The sequence below is a fragment of the Paraburkholderia fungorum genome (assembly GCF_046027215.1).
Classification (GTDB): Bacteria; Pseudomonadota; Gammaproteobacteria; order Burkholderiales; family Burkholderiaceae; genus Paraburkholderia; species Paraburkholderia fungorum_D.
Map to the genome: position 1 here is coordinate 3,563,019 of NZ_JAQQEN010000001.1, position 17,152 is coordinate 3,580,170.

Below are 17,152 nucleotides of genomic sequence, written 5' to 3' on the forward strand. Positions count from 1 at the left end.
GCGTATAGCCTGCAGCTACAATATGCCTACAACTTGCGTGAATTACCCTTGTCATTGCCCATGACCACTCTGACCACGAATTCGCATCTTGCCCTGATGTATGAACAGGCAAGCGCTTTCCTGAACCTTGACCAAGCGGCTCGCGCGCAGTCGGACTGGTTCAGAAGCTTTCGTGACGACAAGGACTTCCGCGGCTTCTTCAAAAAGAAAAAGGTGCTCGCGAAGGGCACGAGTTTGCAGGTCACGGTGATTTCCCAGATTGCCCGCGCGATTGTCGACTGCATCGAGGAAGGCGAACCGGACTTGGCACCTACCGGGTCTGAAGTCAACGGCATCATGAAGAGCGCCACAGACCTGGCAACCAAGCTGACTGCGGCGCGCCCTTCCTGGCTTGCTCCGGGTGCCCGGACGCACGGTTTCCAGGAGCCGCTGCGGACGCTCCAGACGATGCCGTCGATTGTGCCGCCCCGAACTGCAGGCCGCTTGCCGATGACGCAGCGTCGAACGCTGATTATCCGGCTCGCCCACGCCATCTGCGAGGCTTGTGACGAAATTCCCATCCGGGTCATTACGGCGGTCGTCGCACGCGCTTGGGAAGAAACCCTGGAACGCCAAGTCTACGATGTGCTGACCGCTGTCGAACGCGTAAGTATTCAAGCGCTCGTCGAAGCGAAGCGCAGGAACCAAGCCGACGTTGAGAACACAGCACATCTGGCACTGAGCCGCGCAAGTGTTCCGCGTAACCGTGCGGCGCCGACGGCGGACACGCGAACCGACGCTCAGCGGCTAGCTCAGGCTCTCGAAATCGTGGGCGGGTGCGCGGATGAGACTGCGGCAATCGTGCTTTACGACGCGCTCAGCGCCGCCGGCGCCGAACTTGGGTTAGAGCTAGATTCAACCGAGCAGTGAAAAACTGCGCAAATTGGGCCCCTTTCCCGGCATATTTCCTCCGGATTTTTTGCGGTTGAATTGGCTTGATATTTTGGTAGCAGTGTTTCGAGCCGACAGGTGAACAATACGTCCTGTCACAACTCCCACTGCATCGAATGCAAAAACACATCAAACCGCAGAATTTCCAGTCCTTCGACCGCATCATCGCCAACTGGCCGGACAACACCGCCGAGCATCAGTGTGCGCGCTTGCTCGATGCCATGCGGCTGTGCGCGGGGATTACGACACTGGAGGCAACGCGTTACCTCGACGTCATTGACCCTCGGGCGCGAGTGGTCGAACTGCGCAAAGAAGGTTATCGCATCGTCACCTCGTGGGTATGCCAGCCGTCAGAATGCGGCCGCCTCCACAACGTCGGGCTGTACACGCTTGCCGGCGTTGCAACCGACATCATCATGGGCGCGAAAGTGCCCCCCCTGACCAAGTCGGGCAGTTCCCAGTTAGTGCTTGCTCTCTGGCACTGAAGGCGCACGCAGCGCGGGTTGAGTTTATTCACCGTTCATCGCTTACCAGTCCGCTAACGGCGACCTCAATGAGATGCTCGGCCTCCTGCTTCACGGCCGGCCAGCCCTCCTGCAATATCCACACTGACTCTTCGACGTCTTCGTCACTTAGTTGGTAGTCGTCGATGGCAGTAATACCCATCGCAGCCAAGTCGGTTGCGGACGCCTCGTCGCTGGAGATTCTGTATCGCACCGCGTCGGCAATCACGCCGGGCTCGTCCGTCTCGCTATTCAAAATTTCCTCGGCTGCCAGGCCAGCCATGCCATAGAGGAAGCTCCAGTTTGCCGGCAAGTCCGGAAAGGTAATTCCGGCCGTCACCGCGGCCCGGCGCATGGCCTCTGGACAGGTCCGAGGACGAAATTGCCCCAACCAGGCGCGCTCCTCCGGGTTCCCGCTATTGTTCTTCCAGACTACCGCGTCACCGGCGCCGCCAAAGCGCTCGTAGACCGTCTTATGAGCCGCTTCGTGGTATCCGGCGGTGCGGAGCTCGCGAGCAGCTATAAGTTCTTCGTTGAGTTCAATCATGTTCGTTGCGCGTGTTCGTTCGGTGACCCTAGCGTATAGCCTGGAAAGCCATCGATAACACAGCGCGGCGCCAATCACCGTCGCACTACAGGCGAATCATCTATCGCGGTTCTGTCGGTATTCTCGGGTCAAACGGAACAGCTCGGCCTGGTACACGGCATCTTGGACCGCCGTGTGATTTCCTTTCTGCGTCGGATGCAGCCGGCCTGTCATCGCACTCGAGCGCGTGTTCCTCCAGGAGCAGCCCATCACTCCCATGTAATAAGCCTTGATGTCCAGTGCCGTGAAACCGAATGGGTTCTCGCCGTTGAATCGGTGGAAGTAGTAATTGACGAAGGACCAATCGAACGGAGCGTTCAACCCGATGAACACTGGCACGTCTCCTTCGCTACAGGCGGCTTTGACCCAAGCATCGAAATCGGTCATGGCTTGGCGAGGGTCCGTTCCACTCTGCTCAAGCTGCTGGAGCGAAAACCCGGTCACTGCCAGCGCATCGGGGTCAGCGTTCCGATTCAACGGCTTCAATGTGCACTCGAAACTCGTCTCCGGTGCATCGACCAAGCACGCGCCGATGGAGAGCATGCTGTATTCGCCGGGGATAGGGCCAGACGTTTCAACGTCGACCGATACAAAAACCTCGTTCCGGACTTCCATCGAAATCTCCGCCTTTATCGCATTGGGATGGTTGTAACGGGCAAATCACTCGGCTGCCCGCGGAATTCGAACCAGCACTGCCAACCCCCACCTTTCTCCGCCGACCAGACCGTCATGGCCGGTGTCTCCCCATGATTCCCGACGATGACCATCAGGTATCGCTCGCGGTCATCGCCAAAGGCATCAAGGTAATCTTCCGTTGTAGCTCTATCACGCCCTGATGGGCTGGGCTGCGGCTCTGGATGTGTATGCCACAAACCGATGGCATGTCGGCCGCGCTCGTACACCGCGTTCCGCGCGCGCGTTGCGGATGCGACATCCGGATTGTAAGCATGCCTGCCGCGCCGGTCCTTCGGGTGAGGGCCTGTGACGGCATCAGCCAGAAGACTTGGGGAGTACGGCTTCGGCGAGTAGATTTCGCCTCCTGCTTCCGTCTGATTCCACCGGCGCTGAGCGTAGCTGTACATGTTTTGAAGCACGCTCTCGGTGAACAACACGTAGCGCGCTTTGTCTGGCGAAAAAAAGGTGCGGCAACTCATACGAACGGCCGCTCCTTCGTAATTCCGACATGTTCTGCAGCGTCCGCTGCCCAGTCTCGATACGTCAAACCTTGCCACTGCCTATCCAGGAACTGCCGCCCCCGCACCCAGCTGAGAATTTTGGAGCTCTCCACGTCGTCGTCGATGACCTGCAGAATATTCTCCGACACCAAAGCCACCGCATATGCGGCATTAGCGGACGTGTATGCTTGAAATCGACTACTGCAGCCAGGAACCTGTCGGATGACATCACTAGGCCAATCGATGGCTTCGAGCAACTTGAGCCGGTCCGTCCGCGTAGCGTTCGGGAACCAGAGCGTATCGGACGTCAGCATGCAGACGTGCGCTGCGGCGACGAACGGTTCCATCCAGCCGACGACGAGCGGGCACGACGACTGGCGACGGGCCTCGTTCAGATACCATTGCACCGTGGGCTCGCCGGTCAAATCGACAGCCAAGTCATAGTCATGCAGTGAATTTGCCTGGAGCCATTTCTGAGCTGTCCCGGGAAATGGAGTGACGACACAGGAAGGGTGATTTTTGTTGATGATGTCGGCAACGGCTGCGACTTTTCGATGGTTAACGTGTTGGAAGCCAAGCAAATGGCGGCCAATGTTTGCGGGTTCCATGATGTCGTAATCGACGAGTGTGATACGGCCAATACCCGCCTTTGCAAGTTGCTCGACAACGGGGCTACCGAGGGCTCCCGCACCGAATACAACCACACGGCTGGTTTGTCGAGAGCGCACCTGCGGAAACTGGTCACGTCCTACGGTCCAATCCGGGTCAACTCGTTCGACCAACATCGGCTGGATTCCCAAGCGCGACCGAGTGCGGCGTCCGCGATGCGGACGAGCCGCTGGATGTAACGTTGGTGGGCCTCCAGGCAGCGCAAAGGCAAACGCGCCGTCGTGAGAGCGAAATAGAGCTATTCGATGCTCTCGCGTCCGTTCTCGACGAATGCTTTGGTTGTGAAATCGATGGAAGTCTGGCACCTTCAGTCTTGCTTTCAATATGCGACGCAAGGCTTCCATAGTACGCGGCCACGTCGCCGGCACAAAAGAATGGGAGATGGGAATGTCGGCGATAAGAACGCGACGGTGCGGAGACGCATTGCGCCCGAGCGATTTAATCAGCCGTTGCACGAATGGATTGTCGTCCATTCCCGCCAAGATAAGCCCAGCCCCCTCCAGGAGCATGCCTTCACGAACTTGCGCCCGCCGAGGGACAGGGTCGACGGTCCAGAGCTCTCGAGCTACGTCGTCCTTTGTCGCGTTCCGAGCGACATACATTTGCCAATAGTTCTGCGGCTCTTTCGCAAAGTCGTTGTCGAGGTCTCCGTTTGCCCATGGGACAAGGAACTGCTCATGGAAACTGATAAGAAGGCTTTGCACACGCTCAAGTGAGGTCAGCCCTCGCCCGGGACCAGGCTCACCGTCGATGCAAACGAATCCACCCTCTTCAACATGCGCGACGTGGAACACCGCATCTGAAGAAAGGCGAATGCGCGCGATGCCGTGGTCCGGAAACCCTTTCTGAAAGACCACTTCGGCGGTCGAAATTGGCCCCCAAGCTGGAACATTCGACAGCGCGAGCCGGTACGCGGTTGAGCCGTCATTGCCTCGAGTTGGAGGTTCAAGAAGAACCTCCGCGAGTTCATCACAAATAGACGCGAGTTCGACGCTCATGCATTACGCCGTTATGCCAGGCCCGGGGTGCTGGGAGCAGGCTTGGGCGGGCGCGGAATTGAGATAAAAGGCCCGGAACCGCCCGAACCATTGGTGCCGGTGGGGCCATTACCCGCATGGCAGCCGAAGACTTCACGGGTTTCCGTTTCAATCTCCTTCGGGTCTGTCAGAGCGGCGATTCTTTCCAAGTCCGCGCGCAAAAGCCCACACCAAGCGTCGAAGGTCTGAGCGCGGTCACCGTCATCCTCGTTCCAGCGTTCGGCAAAGTTCTCGCCGACCACCGTGGGATTCTGCAGGTAATAACCCAAAACCGGGTCGTGGAGAATCATCAAGGGCAAAAGGTCCGCTATTGCGATGAGCGCGTCGACCGGGTGAGCAAACGCTTGTAGCGACCCATCATCAATCAGGTCTGCAAGACCGTCGAAGCAGGTGGTAACCAGTGTCACAAGGATGATGGAAATCGGCTGAAATTCCCCGTCAATTTCGTTCCGGTAAACGCGCATATCCCGATGACGCTTGAAGAGACGAATGGCGACCCGGAGGGTCTCCTCCACCTCAACGCTCTGGGTGGCCACGGGCTGGATGTTCGCGCTCGCAGACTTCGTTACCGAATCCAGTATCAGTCGCTTGACGATGGTTCGGGCGGCGACACGGTCGAACCAATTTCGAATTCCTGCCGGATTCGAGGTCTTCCACTTCTTCGTCGGCGTGTCGACGACCGCCAGTGCCGTGTTTGCAAATTCCGGTTCTGCGAGCTTCAGGTGCGACGTTGCTTGTTGCGAAGGCGGAATTGTCTCCAACGGCACGGACGGCGTGCACTCGACATAGAAAGGCTTGCCGTTGAAGTTAATTTTCCAGCAGCGCTTCTTGGGCTCTGCATCCAACCCGTCCAACGCGGCGCCAATAGCCTCAAAGAAAGCCATAGGGTCTCGTGCCTGGACCTTCGAGATGTCGACTTCGCAAATGGCGTCAATGTCGAACTTCGAGCGGTCTGGCGAGCGAATCAGCGTTTTGGTGCTTGCCGAGCCTTGCACATGAACGCTAATGGCATCTCTTGGCCAGTCGAGCTCGTTCACCAAACGATTGGCAATTTCGTCATATGCAGCGGAAGCCGCATGGATTTCATCCTCGCGGACAGTAATGTGGTCATTGATGATGCTAAGAGCATGCGCGAAAGGTTCCCACGTGCGCCTGACTTTCGTTACTGAGTCTGCGCGGCTAACGCTATCAAAGAAACCACCCGACATTTCATCCATTGCAAAAACCATGGACTTCGTCAACTCTGCTACGCCACTACGTCGTTTGATAGCTTGCTCAACGAGCATTGCGTTTTTGGTCAGTGAACCGCCCCGGATTTGGTGGAGGCTCCAACTCTTGAGAGAATGGAGCTATGAACAAGTCGAACAAGTTTTCTGCTGAAGTCCGCGAACGTGCTGTGCGCATGGTGCAAGAGCATCGGGGCGAGTATGCCTCACAGTGGGCAGCGATTGAATCCATCGCCCCCAAGATCGGCTGTACGAGCCAGACGCTGCTGGGATGGGTCAAGCGAGAAGAAGTTGATAGCGGTGAGCGTGAGGGTGTCACCACGTCGGAACGTGAACGCCTCAAGGCACTGGAGCGTGAGGTTAAGGAACTGCGCCGTGCCAATGAGATTCTGAAGCTGGCGAGCGCATTTTTCGCCCAGGCGGAACTCGACCGCCGCCTGAAGTCCTGAAGGCCTTTATCGACCAGCATCGCGACACCTTCGGGGTCGAGTCGATCTGCAAGGTCTTGCGGATTGCCCCGTCGGGCTATCGGCGTCATGCCGCACAGCTTCGCGATCCGTCGCGGCGCTGTGCCCGAGCGAAACGCGATGAGTTTCTGAGTCCAGAAATCAAGCGAGTCTGGCAGGCCAACATGCAGGTCTACGGCGCGGATAAAGTCTGGAAGCAGTTGAACCGGGAGGGTATTGCGGTGGCACGTTGCAGCGTCGAGCGGCTGATGAAGCAACAGGGTTTGCGCGGTGTGAGGCGTGGAAAGCGAGTTCGCACGACTATCCCCGATGTATCGGCTCCACGCCCGCTCGACCGGGTCAACCGTCAGTTCAAGGCTGACCGGCCGAACCAGCTCTGGGTGTCGGATTTCACGTACGTCTCGACGTGGCAGGGCTGGCTCTATGTCGCATTTGTGATCGACGTGTTCGCTCGGCGCATTGTCGGCTGGCGCGTCAGCTCGTCGATGACCACGGACTTCGTTCTGGATGCACTTGAACAGGCGCTGTACGCTCGACGGCCGGACAATGACGGAACACTGATCCATCACTCCGATAGAGGTTCGCAATACGTCAGCATTCGCTACAGCGAACGGCTGACCGAAGCAGGCATCGAGCCGTCGGTTGGCAGCCGAGGCGACAGCTACGATAACGCGCTGGCTGAAACGATCAACGGCCTGTACAAGGCCGAACTGATTCATCGTCGTGCGCCGTGGAAAACGCGTGAGTCTGTCGAGCTGGCGACGCTGGAATGGGTCGCGTGGTTCAACCACCATCGGCTGATGGAACCTCTCGGCTATATCCCGCCCGCTGAAGCTGAGGCAAACTACTACCGGCAATTCAGCAATACCATCGCTGTGCCGGCATCAACTTAAACCAACCAGCCTCCACGATTCCCGGGGCGGTTCACAGTGCCACCCGAGGTCTCCTTCAGCGAATCGTTATAGGGGTTTGGTCAGACCCAGCGGGCGGAACGACGCTGTGGCCATTGATGGTGAAAGCTTCTCGGAACGGCTGCTCCCAGTTCGCGCGGTCATACAGGGTGAACTCGGTGTGATGCCCTGCCTGCAGGAGTTGCCCGATGGTGAACGCAGCGCTTGCCGGAGCGACAACAATCAGGTGCACACGTCGAGCCTGCATTTTGTCTTGGATGTCGTTGATGGTACTTCGAGCAACACGCATGACCTGGTCGAGGTCCTCTTTCCGTTGGAGACACTCACCATTCGGCGCGTCAGTCGTGAGTCGAACCCGTGGAATAGCACCGATGGCGACCGCCGCGGCAAGGTTCTGCGGTATGGCGCTCTCATCGAGATGTGCAGTCAGCTCGACCGTAAGAAGCACTTCATCGGCCGGCGAGTCCGTGTCCCCGGTAATCTTGAAGGTCCCTACCGGATGTGCCTCAACATCTCGGTTCCACAACCATGACCTGCGTCCGCGCGAAGGCTGAAACACCCTGACCCGGCGTGCTTCGCCAACGATGCGACCGGCGAGCACGAGCGTTGCCGAGTGATGCAGCGGAAACACCGCGAGTTCGTCCGGCGAGGACGGGCTGGGTCGACTGAGCGATTGCACCATCAGCCCGATTTGTAGCTGCATTTCCCGCAGATAGTTTCCCCAGAAACCAGGAGCCGTCCGGTCGTCCCGGCTTTGATAAACCAGATGCCGTTTCACTTCTGGGTGCATGGAAAGCTCCTCGGACAAGAGTGCCTCCATAAACTCGCTGTCGGGGAAGTGCGTGGGCGTAGCGCCGATGTCACCGAAAATGGTGACCACGTGCGCTACGCGGTGTCGCATGGCGGCACGGTAGCTTCGGACCTTCGCGGTGTGGTACCGCCGCATGTCGCGCAATCGTTCAGCGTCGAAACGGTCGGGCGCAAAGCTGTCAATCAACCGGTGATGTGCATCGCACATCAGCATAATGTTTTCGGCTACGTTGGATAGTCTGTGGGAATCCTCGTCGGTTCCTCGTGGACCGCACGGGTCAGAGGCGATGATGTGTGCCAGATAGGCAATCCGTGCACCCCTGTTGTACAGCGGCACGACGCTCAAATCATGTCCGCAACCCTGGAACATACAACATCCACCTGCATCAGCCCACACCTGATTAGCAGTGTCCTGGGTGATTGCATCCCCGCGCCCTTCCACGCGTCCCAAGTGCACCTTGCGTCGCTCAACGAAGTCGCCGATGTCTTGCTCGGATATCGCTTGCGGGACCCACGCTACGTTCACGGTCGTCACCGCAGCCATTTCTGCGGACGGAATCTCGACGGTGTAGAGACGCCCCTGCTTCGCCAGAGCCTTGAAAGCCGACTTCGACTTGCCTTCCGGGTCCGCCGACTGTAGGACACCGCGAGTACTGGCAATCTCGTACACCTTGCAAGTAGTTCCAGCGTAGACGAGAACGACCTCCCTCCTATCGGTTCTTTGTTGTTTCAGCCACTCGGAAAGTGCGCTGTCATCAAGCCCAGCGAGTGCAGCCGAGGTTGAGCCGGCAACGGATGAAGCTAGAAGTGCGGGCGCAGCAGCAGTCATAGGCAGAGAGTTTGTGGTAGCGGGCAAATACTACATATGCACGCTCCGAAGCCTATTCAAGCCATCATCATACGAATATTACGAACAGTTTCGACTGGTCGAGACCGTATCAATTCTCGAAATCTTCGAACAGCAATCCGCAAACGTTTGCTTAATGTGACGCACCAATTGAATTTTGAATTTTTATGCATCGATTGAGACTCGTCATCAAAGCTGGCCTTGAGGTCGGCTTGGCGTGCTGGGCGTTCTTCATGGTGGGTGAATGAACTAATGACGCACAAATAGGATGTCGAGTACGGCCTCTACTTCAAGCGAACTGCAGGCTGCCAAGCTGGTGCTTTCCACTCCCATGCGTGCACTTCTTCGAAAATCTTTGGCAGCAGCGTTCTACCAATCTCCACGCTCGCGCTAAGCGGGGTCGCTGAATGCAGATGAAGCACGCGAACGCCGGCCTGCGTCAGTTTTATCAAGAAAGCATTGAACTGCTGTCTGAAGTGCAGCAGGTGCGCCTCGGTGCGGATAATCGCTCGGTTGGGTTTAACCGCGCTGAATTCGACCGTTTTTATGTGTCCCGGCCCAACCGCGCGGCCGGATATGCTGACGACCGCAGCGACCTCTCGAGGGAGCACATCATCGTCTCCGAGGCCAAGCCATTCGCTTAGAACGACTTCGATTTCGCCGAGCGGAATGTCATCGGCACCACCTTCATAGAGAATGCCATGCTCGAATTGCGAGAGGTCATCTTCACCGGCGAAGTTCTCTTTGACCCGCTCGAAAATGTAGTTGAAGACGAGGCTTGCCGTTACCGCCGTGTTGGTCGTGCCGCAGTAGTGACATGTGTTCGCGCGCCCGTGTTCGTTGACAAGCCGTTTTAAAGCTTCAGGGGTAACACAGTCCAAACAAATCATCATCTTCGAATCCGTCGCGAGCAGGTTATTTAATGTCAGATATGTTTACCTTATGCGGCGTCGGAACCGTCCTCGTTGCGGCGAGCGCGCAGGTAGCGCCAACTCCACACGCGGTCAATACCGCATGGCTCATTCGCTACTTCAGCCTGAGGCATTGCGGAAAACAGAGCCGCTCAAGTGCGATGAACGTTAACGCCAATCGCTCCATGCGCCCCTCTTAGCACGAAGGAGTCGTCTCCCGTAGGTGAAAGCAGCTCCCGGCTTAGGGGGCTTTCTAAACTTTTGCGGCAACGGGGCAGACTTTGCGAAGTCAATTCACAGACCGTTGAACATTGAGTGTCCCGTCGCGTCCCGCATTTCTATTTAAGACGAAGGCCGTACACGCATTTACGAGTGATATACCTGCGGCGGCTTCAGGGACTGGAACCCATGACATATCCGAGCGAGGCGCTGGAAGTCGCGCTCGGCCGGACGCTCGGCGTGCCCATCTTCCAGGAGCAGGTGATGCAGGTTGCCATCCTGGCTGCCGGCTTTACGCCGGGCGAAGCGGACCAACTGCGCCGCGCGATGGCCGCATGGAAGCGTAAGGGTGGCCTCGACAAATACTACGACCGCATCGTCAACGGCATGACGGAGCGCGGTTACACGAAGGACTTTGAAGCCGCGAGAGCCGTGAGGCAGTTCGCTAGCGTCAGTGACCTCGCCAAACGTGCGCAGCTCGACCGGAAAGACCTTCAGGTGCTCGCGGCAGCGAACTCGCTGTCATCGCTCGCCGGCAATCGGCGCGAAGCGCTTTGGGCGTCGGTCGCCGCGGTGCCCGACCGCGACCTCCTTGCCGACGCCCGCTTGGATGATGAAACACCCATACTCGGCGCGCCGTCCGAAGGCGAAGACATCGTCGCCGACTATAACTGGATGAGCCTCACGCTCGGCCGGCATCCGCTGTCGCTGCTCCGTCCGGTGCTTCTGGAACAACGTCTTGTGCCGGCCGCGACGCTAATGACCTACCGCAATGGCAGACTCGCTCGCAGTTGCGGGCTGGTCACGGTACGTCAGCGACCGGGAACAGCGAAGGGCGTGATGTTTGTGACCATCGAGGATGAAACGGGCAACGTGAACGTCATCATCTGGCCGTCACTGCAGGAGAAGTTCCGGCAAGAAGCGTTGGGCGCGTCGCTGCTTGCGGTATACGGAACGTGGCAATGCGAGGGCGAGGTCCGCCACCTGGTCGCCCAGCGACTTGTCGATATGTCGCACCTGCTCGGTGGCTTGACCGCCACCAGTCGCAACTTCTGCTGAACGGGCCACTGAAACATCCTTCGCACCCGGCGACTCAGGCTGTACTGTTACCGCTCAACGCCGCAAATACGAATTTGGTCTTGTATTTGTCGAAACCATAGACAGCCGATAGTGGCACTGCCGTTACCACCACCCCGCTCAGCACATCTGTGACCTGCCGGTTGAATACATTGAGCATCGGCACCGGCGCGATGGCCTTCGAGATGACGTTCGCCACGTACACGCCCATGACTGCCGAGGCGGTGCCGAGCATCACGACCTTGATGCCGTCAAACTTGTTTTCATCTTCGCTAATCAGCACGCGCACACTGCGCACTACGGACAGCGTGCATTCACGGATGATGGACAACATGAATGCTGGCATTTTGACGATAAGCGAGATGAGAATCTGTGGAATTGCCGCCAGTGCGCCAGCCACGCCACCTTCGATACCGGCTGCGCGTGCGCGCGCCCAAATCTGACGCTCCTCGAAGCGCTTCGTTAGCTTATCGGAAATGTTCTGGCGTCGCAGGTTGATGTTGGCCAGTAGTCCGTTCTCGTCAAAGAACTTGCCGTTGACCGCGATGTCTTTGATTTCATCGACAAAGATGTCGATGGTCTCGACGACGATAAGACCGACTACCTGTTGAGCCGCCATACGCGCACCGGCGCTGGCCACCGTCAACCCAATCTCTTTCGCTGCGTCAGCGCGGGCCTGCCGCAGACGTTCCTGTGCCTTCTCATACTTCTCAAGCGCCTCGGCCTTGTTGATGGTGACCTCGCCACCCTTGTCGTACTCGAAGTGGATGATGTTTGGGTCGAGTGGGTCGGGCCTGCCGTTGGCCTCGATGTAGGCCATCAGGTCTCCGCTGCTCTTCCCCGCGTTGAACGAGCCGTTGGCGAACGTTAGGTTGTCCTCGGCGTTAATTACGTCCACGAATTCTGCATCGTTCGTTGACAACCGAATCAGCATGTCTTCGTAGTATTCCTTCTTGGACACGATGTGGTCGATTTCTGCGTCGGCCGGGTACAGAACTTCCCCGCTGTTGTAACCATTCTCAACAGCCTGCAGCGGCAGTGAATCTGAGCGCTCGTTCTGAAAGGCGGCGTAGCTCGGGTGGTTGTCGAGCCGCGTAGAGTCGCGGTAATCGCGGTAGGTCACCGATAGGTTGTCGTAGCGCCCCCCGAGCTTGTTGTCGAGCTCCTGCATGATGGGTGCAAGACAAAACGCCGAAATAGCACGCTGTAGTGCCTCGCGCTTGATGCGCTCGAATATTTCATCCACGTCCTTGGCGCGCGCCGGCATACGGCCTCGCAGGTCAGAAATAATCTGAGACGTGGTCTTGTCGACCTCAAAGGTCGACCGATAGTATGCACTGACTTTCTCGGCGCCCAAGTCCTTGTACTCGTGGAACTTGGTAACGTAGGTGTCTCGACGCTTAAGCGCATCGTAGTCAATTTGGGCCAGCTTCTCACTCGCCATGTCCGTTAATCGGGACGTGTGCTCTTTGCCACTGATGTACAGCTCCGACGCACCGTTCGCTACCTTGTCGGCTAGTTTGAACACCGCCGTGGGCATCTCCACCCGCTCAACTGCTGAGACAACCTTGCTCTTGGCTTCTGCGAACGAATCCTTCAAGCCCCCGCCAAGCGAGGAGAGCTTGTTCCCGAATATCCCCATTGTTCCACCTCGTTGTTTTCTTCTTTTATTGACGGCTGATTTGCTTAAGTCCTGAAGGGGCCGGTCGTACAAAGTTCTAAAGATTCGGGTCATAGCGTCGTTAACAATCCAATTAGCCGCCGTTTCTAGTTCCAAGCCTCACGTAGATAATGTTTGTACTGAAAATGCAGAGAATTATCTGCGAATTGTCCATATCAGCACGTATCTGAGACCAATCCGCTATGCAGACGCTGACGACTCGTCCGAGCTACCCCAACTTCGAGGGGAATCAAGCATTCCTCGCTTACTCACAAATTCGTTTGGTTTACCTCAAGGGGGCTGAGGACATCCGGCAGAGTGTTGAGCAGCATTTTGGCGAATTTGAAGACATCGACAACTTTTCTGAAAACGTTCTCGATAGCTTGTACAACCGGCTCTCACCTGTGCTCGATAGCTGCATCTATCGTCTCGGCACGGAGCACTCCGTCTTCGAGTATTCACAGGAACAGGTGTTTGAGCATCTGATTTCGTCGTCTACTTGGATGGAGGAGAGCTATGACGCGCTCTTCAGCACCTATCTCGAACGACGCGCGGCGATTGAGGGTGAGAAAGAATATCGGGATGCACGCAAGGACAGTCGGTCACGGTGGAGTGGGGGCGGCTTTGGTATAAGTGGCGCGCTGAGTGGTGCGGCGAAAGCGGGGGCACTCAATATGGCATCAGGGCTGCTCCACAGTGCATTTAATGCGGCCGCCAATGCTCTGCAGCAGAGCGAATTCGATGATTTCAGAACAAATTACGTTCGTTCCGAGCGGTATCGACGTGGCGTTGCCTCGCTCTTTTTCGAACTCGCCGCTGACGTCCATCTCGTCGAAATAGCGCTTGCCTCCCAGGCTAACGGGGTGCGCATTGAGATTTTTGAGAACCGTGAGAAGCGCGAGAAATCGGAGAACATGATTGCCAACATCGAGAAGATTGGTCTCGATGGGGCTGAACTCCAGAAGGCGTTGGTGAAGGCAATCGAGTTCTATCCCTACAACCCGCGTCCTTACGACGTGTGGCTGCAGAAGTTCGGTGACCCCGATAACGCGCTGCAAGGGATTTGCGAAGCCTTCTCCTTGGTAAGTCTGCGCCTACAGAAGGTACAGATTTTGCGGAACGAGTGCTCATCGGGCGCTATCGCCTCTACGGAGAAGTTGACCGTTCGCAGCGCAGCTTTCGGATTGAACAACGATTCGGCACTCTCCGAACTCAACACGTTGCTCGAATACAAGCTACGCGGAGCCAACACCCAGGCAAGCTCGAATCGAGTCAATCAGGTCTCGCCTGAACCGGTCTCGGCGAATACAGCGGTCCCGGAAGCCGCCAGCGGTGTGGAATACGCCTTCCGTGCGGAAGATGCAGCAAAGGGATTCGTCTCCGACTCAGATAAGAAGTTTTACGTCTTCCCGCAAATTCCCGCGAAAAAGCTGGAAAAGTTCGTCGCGAAGTACCAGCATCCTTTGCGTAGCGATGAAGTCATTTTCTACTTCGATGAAACTCTATTTGGAAGCGGCGATGCCGGTGTCGCTGTTTCGAGACGCGGTGTACATGTCAGCATGTCGTTTGGCGATGTCTTCGATGTCCCATGGGTGAATATTAAGTCTGCTGACATTAGCGGGCTCATGAACAAAAAAATCACACTCAAGTGTGTTGCACCTAACAAGGACGTGTCGTTTGTTCTCACGCAAAGCAACAAGGGCGTCGAGGAAATGTGCAAGGCAATCTCCCGCGTCCTCTCCATGAGCCTCTAAGTCGACAACATACGCCAGAGCTCGTGGGCCAGGTCGACTTCATATCCCTGCAACTTGCCATTGGGACCCATGAAATTCGAGGGAGTATAGCGCCCTGAGGCGAACGGGTGACGGGCGACGCTGGCTCCGAGGGGCATCTCATGATGCTGGGAACGTGTCTGAAGGCCTCGCTTCGGATAAGGCGGGGTTCAACTTCACCAAGGGGCATTCACAAAAACAAGAGATGTACGCCAGAGAGAATGCCCACACGCTAGAGGATGAAACAAGGGGTTACGGGGTTGGTGCGCTCGCCCCGAGAGACGACGCCTGCAGTTGGGCCGGGGCGGTCGTCCAGAATGGCGTCGAATGATGCGAGGTCCACGACGCTTTGTATAAGGCGCGCTATCTCATCTCATTGCATGACGGCATGACCGTGCGGTGCGATGGCGAGGAATGAGCGCTTGATTTCGGCAAAGAATTGACCGTGATTGACGCAGCTTTGAAGAAGGCCGGAAGATACTCGACATCTCAAGCCTTAGTTGAACCGGGGTTCCGTTCGTCGTGCAGCTTCCACAGGCGACGTTAAGCGCTCAAGTTTTCAATCTTGTTGCCGTAATCGCAATAGCCTGCAGACTCTGCCTTACAGACCAAGAGTTAGACTATGAGAAGAAAGAATGACGAACGACAACGTCGCTGAAATCGGACCCAGCTCCGGTGCAACGGGGACGTTCAGTCCGGGCAACACATGGCTTGGGGGCCATAAGGCTTCCAATCGAACGGGACTCAACGCTGGCGGTGGTCCAGTCTTAGCCTTGGCGCCATACCTGCTGATTACCATCACCGGGGATACAAGGTGGTCGCTGGATAAAGACCGCTTGCACGCGTATCTGAAAGTCATAGTCGGCTCGAAGGACGTTCAGGAGGGGAAACTGAGCGACTGGAATCAATTCGCGCAGAACAACCATTTGATAGTTGCCGGCTATACCCTTACCGAACCCACGGTGTGGTATCGCGGAACTAAGCGATGGGTTACCGCAACATGGAACAGCGAGTGGGACGTTCACTTGCATTTCGGGTTTGTGAATTTGCCCGGCAAGCATACGCACCTTGAGTTGTTGGCAGACACCAACAACTGGCTGAAGCATCTATCAAATAAGGCAAAGCATTGGTGGCGCTTCTACCGCGGAAAGCCAGCTTTGGCCGGAGAAGCCGTACTTGCTGGCCTGAACACAGGAATAGCAATTCGGCAACGCCTTTCGTTCAAGGACTATATTCTCACGAGAGGCAAATCGACGACGATAGGTGTAGCGGCTCCTGTTACATTGGCGATGGTCAAGGCTGCGCTACTGAAGTCCGGGCTAGCAACAATGATTGCTTTTTACGCCGCCGGTGCGGTCGCGATAGTTTCGGCGACACTTTTCATACTCTACCTTCAACACGTGTTCGCGACATCACCCTATTCGTGGGGCGTTGCTCAATTCGCCGACTAAACATGCAATCCTTCTCTAACCCGCTCCAGTTCGAAAACGTCCTCATCGACGCGGCAGAAAAGACCGTAGGAAAAAACGCGGTCACCAGCCGCAATAAACGCATTGGCGGTGCTGCGTCAGTGTGGGAGCTCGACTATGTTTTCGAGCCCGAATGGTCTGGTGGCAAAATTTACATTTTCGAATTCAAATACACATCTTCGCCCACACTCCCTGACTCAACTGTCCTTACACAATTTGCACGCTTTGAGTCGCTACGTGACGCGAATGCGGAACGTGGAATTGGATTTCTTCTGGTCACAAATGGAATAGTGCGTCGCAATTTCGAAAGGCCGGACTCGTTTTTCGTCTTGGACGACGTCAAGACTGTAGAAGCCTGGCGGACGAAAGTCCTCGCATGGGCTCGAAAGGAAGTCCCGCAGTGGACACTGCAATCCGGTTATTCTGGCGGATGACAGGGCAACATACTGCGGGTCAGTTCGCATCCTAGTCGGGTGCACCTTTGGCGTGCCGCTACTACAAGCCGTTCATTCGGATGGAAAACCACCGCCCGGTCGAGAAACCTGAAGACATGCCGCACAAAGGCATGAAGAGGGATTCGCCGGCGTGGTGCGCCCTCAGGCGACCGTACCTCCCATAGCCACACTTTGCCAAATCGACTCCGCTCGTGGTCAGTGCAATTCAAATCGTGCGGGCCGTCCATAAATTTGGTCGAGTCCGATTGCGGCGGCTCATCTGCCGACGCTCCCCATTATCCAGCGTCCACCAACCGCTGTGACTTCTGGGTCCGCACCTGCCGTCTTGAAATGCGAGGCTAGTGAGCCTCATAGCCATGCCTAATAGGTCGCAGTTTGATGTAATCGAATTAGTTGCGTCTACTATCCTGGCGACGGTCTCGAAACTC

The 17,152-nt window shown here is 56.7% G+C and carries 14 protein-coding genes, 1 pseudogene and 1 other annotated feature; of the genes and pseudogenes, 7 read left to right on the plus strand and 8 right to left on the minus strand.

The features are described from left to right. The first annotated feature begins 60 nt into the window (after positions 1-60). Positions 61-909, plus strand: a complete 849-nt coding sequence (locus PQR27_RS15850; protein ID WP_408524536.1) for a hypothetical protein — start codon at positions 61-63, stop codon at positions 907-909. Positions 910-1,046: 137 nt separating this feature from the next. Further along, positions 1,047-1,415: a helix-turn-helix domain-containing protein gene (locus tag PQR27_RS15855; protein ID WP_408524537.1), complete on the plus strand. Its 369-nt coding sequence runs from the start codon at positions 1,047-1,049 to the stop codon at positions 1,413-1,415. A gap of 28 nt (positions 1,416-1,443) precedes the next feature. Here the strand turns inward: PQR27_RS15855 and PQR27_RS15860 are convergent, their stop codons facing one another. From PQR27_RS15860 to PQR27_RS15880, 5 genes are all read right to left on the minus strand, one after another. After that, positions 1,444-1,980, minus strand: a complete 537-nt coding sequence (locus PQR27_RS15860) for a hypothetical protein (protein ID WP_408524538.1) — start codon at positions 1,978-1,980, stop codon at positions 1,444-1,446. A 96-nt stretch (positions 1,981-2,076) separates the two neighbouring features. Then, positions 2,077-2,634, minus strand: a complete 558-nt coding sequence (locus PQR27_RS15865) for a 3'-5' exonuclease (protein ID WP_408524539.1) — start codon at positions 2,632-2,634, stop codon at positions 2,077-2,079. Positions 2,635-2,648: 14 nt separating this feature from the next. Continuing rightward, positions 2,649-3,173: a Mov34/MPN/PAD-1 family protein gene (locus PQR27_RS15870; RefSeq protein ID WP_408524540.1), complete on the minus strand. Its 525-nt coding sequence runs from the start codon at positions 3,171-3,173 to the stop codon at positions 2,649-2,651. Then, complete coding sequence (locus PQR27_RS15875) at positions 3,170-4,861, minus strand: HesA/MoeB/ThiF family protein (RefSeq protein ID WP_408524541.1); 1,692 nt, start codon at positions 4,859-4,861, stop codon at positions 3,170-3,172. Before PQR27_RS15875 ends, PQR27_RS15870 begins: the two co-directional genes overlap by 4 nt. 11 nt (positions 4,862-4,872) lie before the next feature. Further along, entirely contained in the window at positions 4,873-6,141 is a 1,269-nt protein-coding gene (locus tag PQR27_RS15880; RefSeq protein ID WP_408524542.1) for a nucleotidyltransferase domain-containing protein, read from the minus strand. A gap of 110 nt (positions 6,142-6,251) precedes the next feature. On the opposite strand from PQR27_RS15880, the gene PQR27_RS15885 reads away from it, so the two are divergent. Beyond that, positions 6,252-7,486, plus strand: a protein-coding gene (locus tag PQR27_RS15885) for an IS3 family transposase (RefSeq protein WP_408242455.1) whose coding sequence is annotated in 2 segments (ribosomal slippage) — positions 6,252-6,540 and positions 6,540-7,486 — 1,236 coding nt in all. Because the reading frame shifts where the segments join, the coding sequence is not laid out codon by codon here. Next, positions 6,530-6,646, plus strand: a sequence feature (AL1L pseudoknot). Its footprint overlaps the gene before it by 117 nt. 55 nt (positions 7,487-7,541) lie before the next feature. On the opposite strand, the gene PQR27_RS15890 is transcribed toward PQR27_RS15885, so the two are convergent. Together PQR27_RS15890 and PQR27_RS15895 are read right to left on the minus strand one after the other, a co-directional pair. Continuing rightward, positions 7,542-8,984 (minus strand): SAVED domain-containing protein, encoded by a 1,443-nt coding sequence (locus tag PQR27_RS15890; protein ID WP_408524543.1) that lies wholly within the window; start codon positions 8,982-8,984, stop codon positions 7,542-7,544. A gap of 461 nt (positions 8,985-9,445) precedes the next feature. After that, a complete protein-coding gene (locus PQR27_RS15895) occupies positions 9,446-10,054 on the minus strand; it encodes a hypothetical protein (protein WP_408524544.1) in 609 nt (202 codons plus the stop codon). Between the two features lie 396 nt (positions 10,055-10,450). Here PQR27_RS15895 and PQR27_RS15900 point away from each other — a divergent pair. Further along, positions 10,451-11,350 (plus strand): annotated as a pseudogene (locus PQR27_RS15900) (OB-fold nucleic acid binding domain-containing protein); the annotation flags it as partial. Positions 11,351-11,384: 34 nt separating this feature from the next. On the opposite strand, the gene PQR27_RS15905 reads toward PQR27_RS15900, so the two are convergent. After that, positions 11,385-12,968 (minus strand): hypothetical protein, encoded by a 1,584-nt coding sequence (locus PQR27_RS15905; RefSeq protein WP_408524545.1) that lies wholly within the window; start codon positions 12,966-12,968, stop codon positions 11,385-11,387. A gap of 263 nt (positions 12,969-13,231) precedes the next feature. On the opposite strand from PQR27_RS15905, the gene PQR27_RS15910 reads away from it, so the two are divergent. From PQR27_RS15910 to PQR27_RS15920, 3 genes are all read left to right on the plus strand, one after another. Further along, on the plus strand, positions 13,232-14,782 hold the full coding sequence (locus PQR27_RS15910; RefSeq protein WP_408524546.1) for a hypothetical protein: 1,551 nt from the start codon (positions 13,232-13,234) through the stop codon (positions 14,780-14,782). Between the two features lie 653 nt (positions 14,783-15,435). Then, complete coding sequence (locus PQR27_RS15915; protein WP_408524547.1) at positions 15,436-16,251, plus strand: hypothetical protein; 816 nt, start codon at positions 15,436-15,438, stop codon at positions 16,249-16,251. 2 nt (positions 16,252-16,253) lie between these two features. Next, positions 16,254-16,703, plus strand: a complete 450-nt coding sequence (locus tag PQR27_RS15920; protein WP_408524548.1) for a hypothetical protein — start codon at positions 16,254-16,256, stop codon at positions 16,701-16,703. Positions 16,704-17,152: the final 449 nt, after the last annotated feature.

Excerpts from the sequence above, each read along its gene's own strand:
- PQR27_RS15920 (WP_408524548.1), top strand. The coding sequence starts at position 16,254 with ATGCAATCCTTCTCTAACCCGCTCCAGTTCGAAAACGTCCTCATCGAC.
- PQR27_RS15895 (WP_408524544.1), bottom strand. The coding sequence starts at position 10,054 with ATGATGATTTGTTTGGACTGTGTTACCCCTGAAGCTTTAAAACGGCTT.
- PQR27_RS15875 (WP_408524541.1), bottom strand. The coding sequence starts at position 4,861 with ATGAGCGTCGAACTCGCGTCTATTTGTGATGAACTCGCGGAGGTTCTT.
- PQR27_RS15915 (WP_408524547.1), top strand. The coding sequence starts at position 15,436 with ATGACGAACGACAACGTCGCTGAAATCGGACCCAGCTCCGGTGCAACG.
- PQR27_RS15860 (WP_408524538.1), bottom strand. The coding sequence starts at position 1,980 with ATGATTGAACTCAACGAAGAACTTATAGCTGCTCGCGAGCTCCGCACC.
- PQR27_RS15865 (WP_408524539.1), bottom strand. The coding sequence starts at position 2,634 with ATGGAAGTCCGGAACGAGGTTTTTGTATCGGTCGACGTTGAAACGTCT.
- PQR27_RS15870 (WP_408524540.1), bottom strand. The coding sequence starts at position 3,173 with ATGAGTTGCCGCACCTTTTTTTCGCCAGACAAAGCGCGCTACGTGTTG.
- PQR27_RS15910 (WP_408524546.1), top strand. The coding sequence starts at position 13,232 with ATGCAGACGCTGACGACTCGTCCGAGCTACCCCAACTTCGAGGGGAAT.
- PQR27_RS15850 (WP_408524536.1), top strand. The coding sequence starts at position 61 with ATGACCACTCTGACCACGAATTCGCATCTTGCCCTGATGTATGAACAG.
- PQR27_RS15855 (WP_408524537.1), top strand. The coding sequence starts at position 1,047 with ATGCAAAAACACATCAAACCGCAGAATTTCCAGTCCTTCGACCGCATC.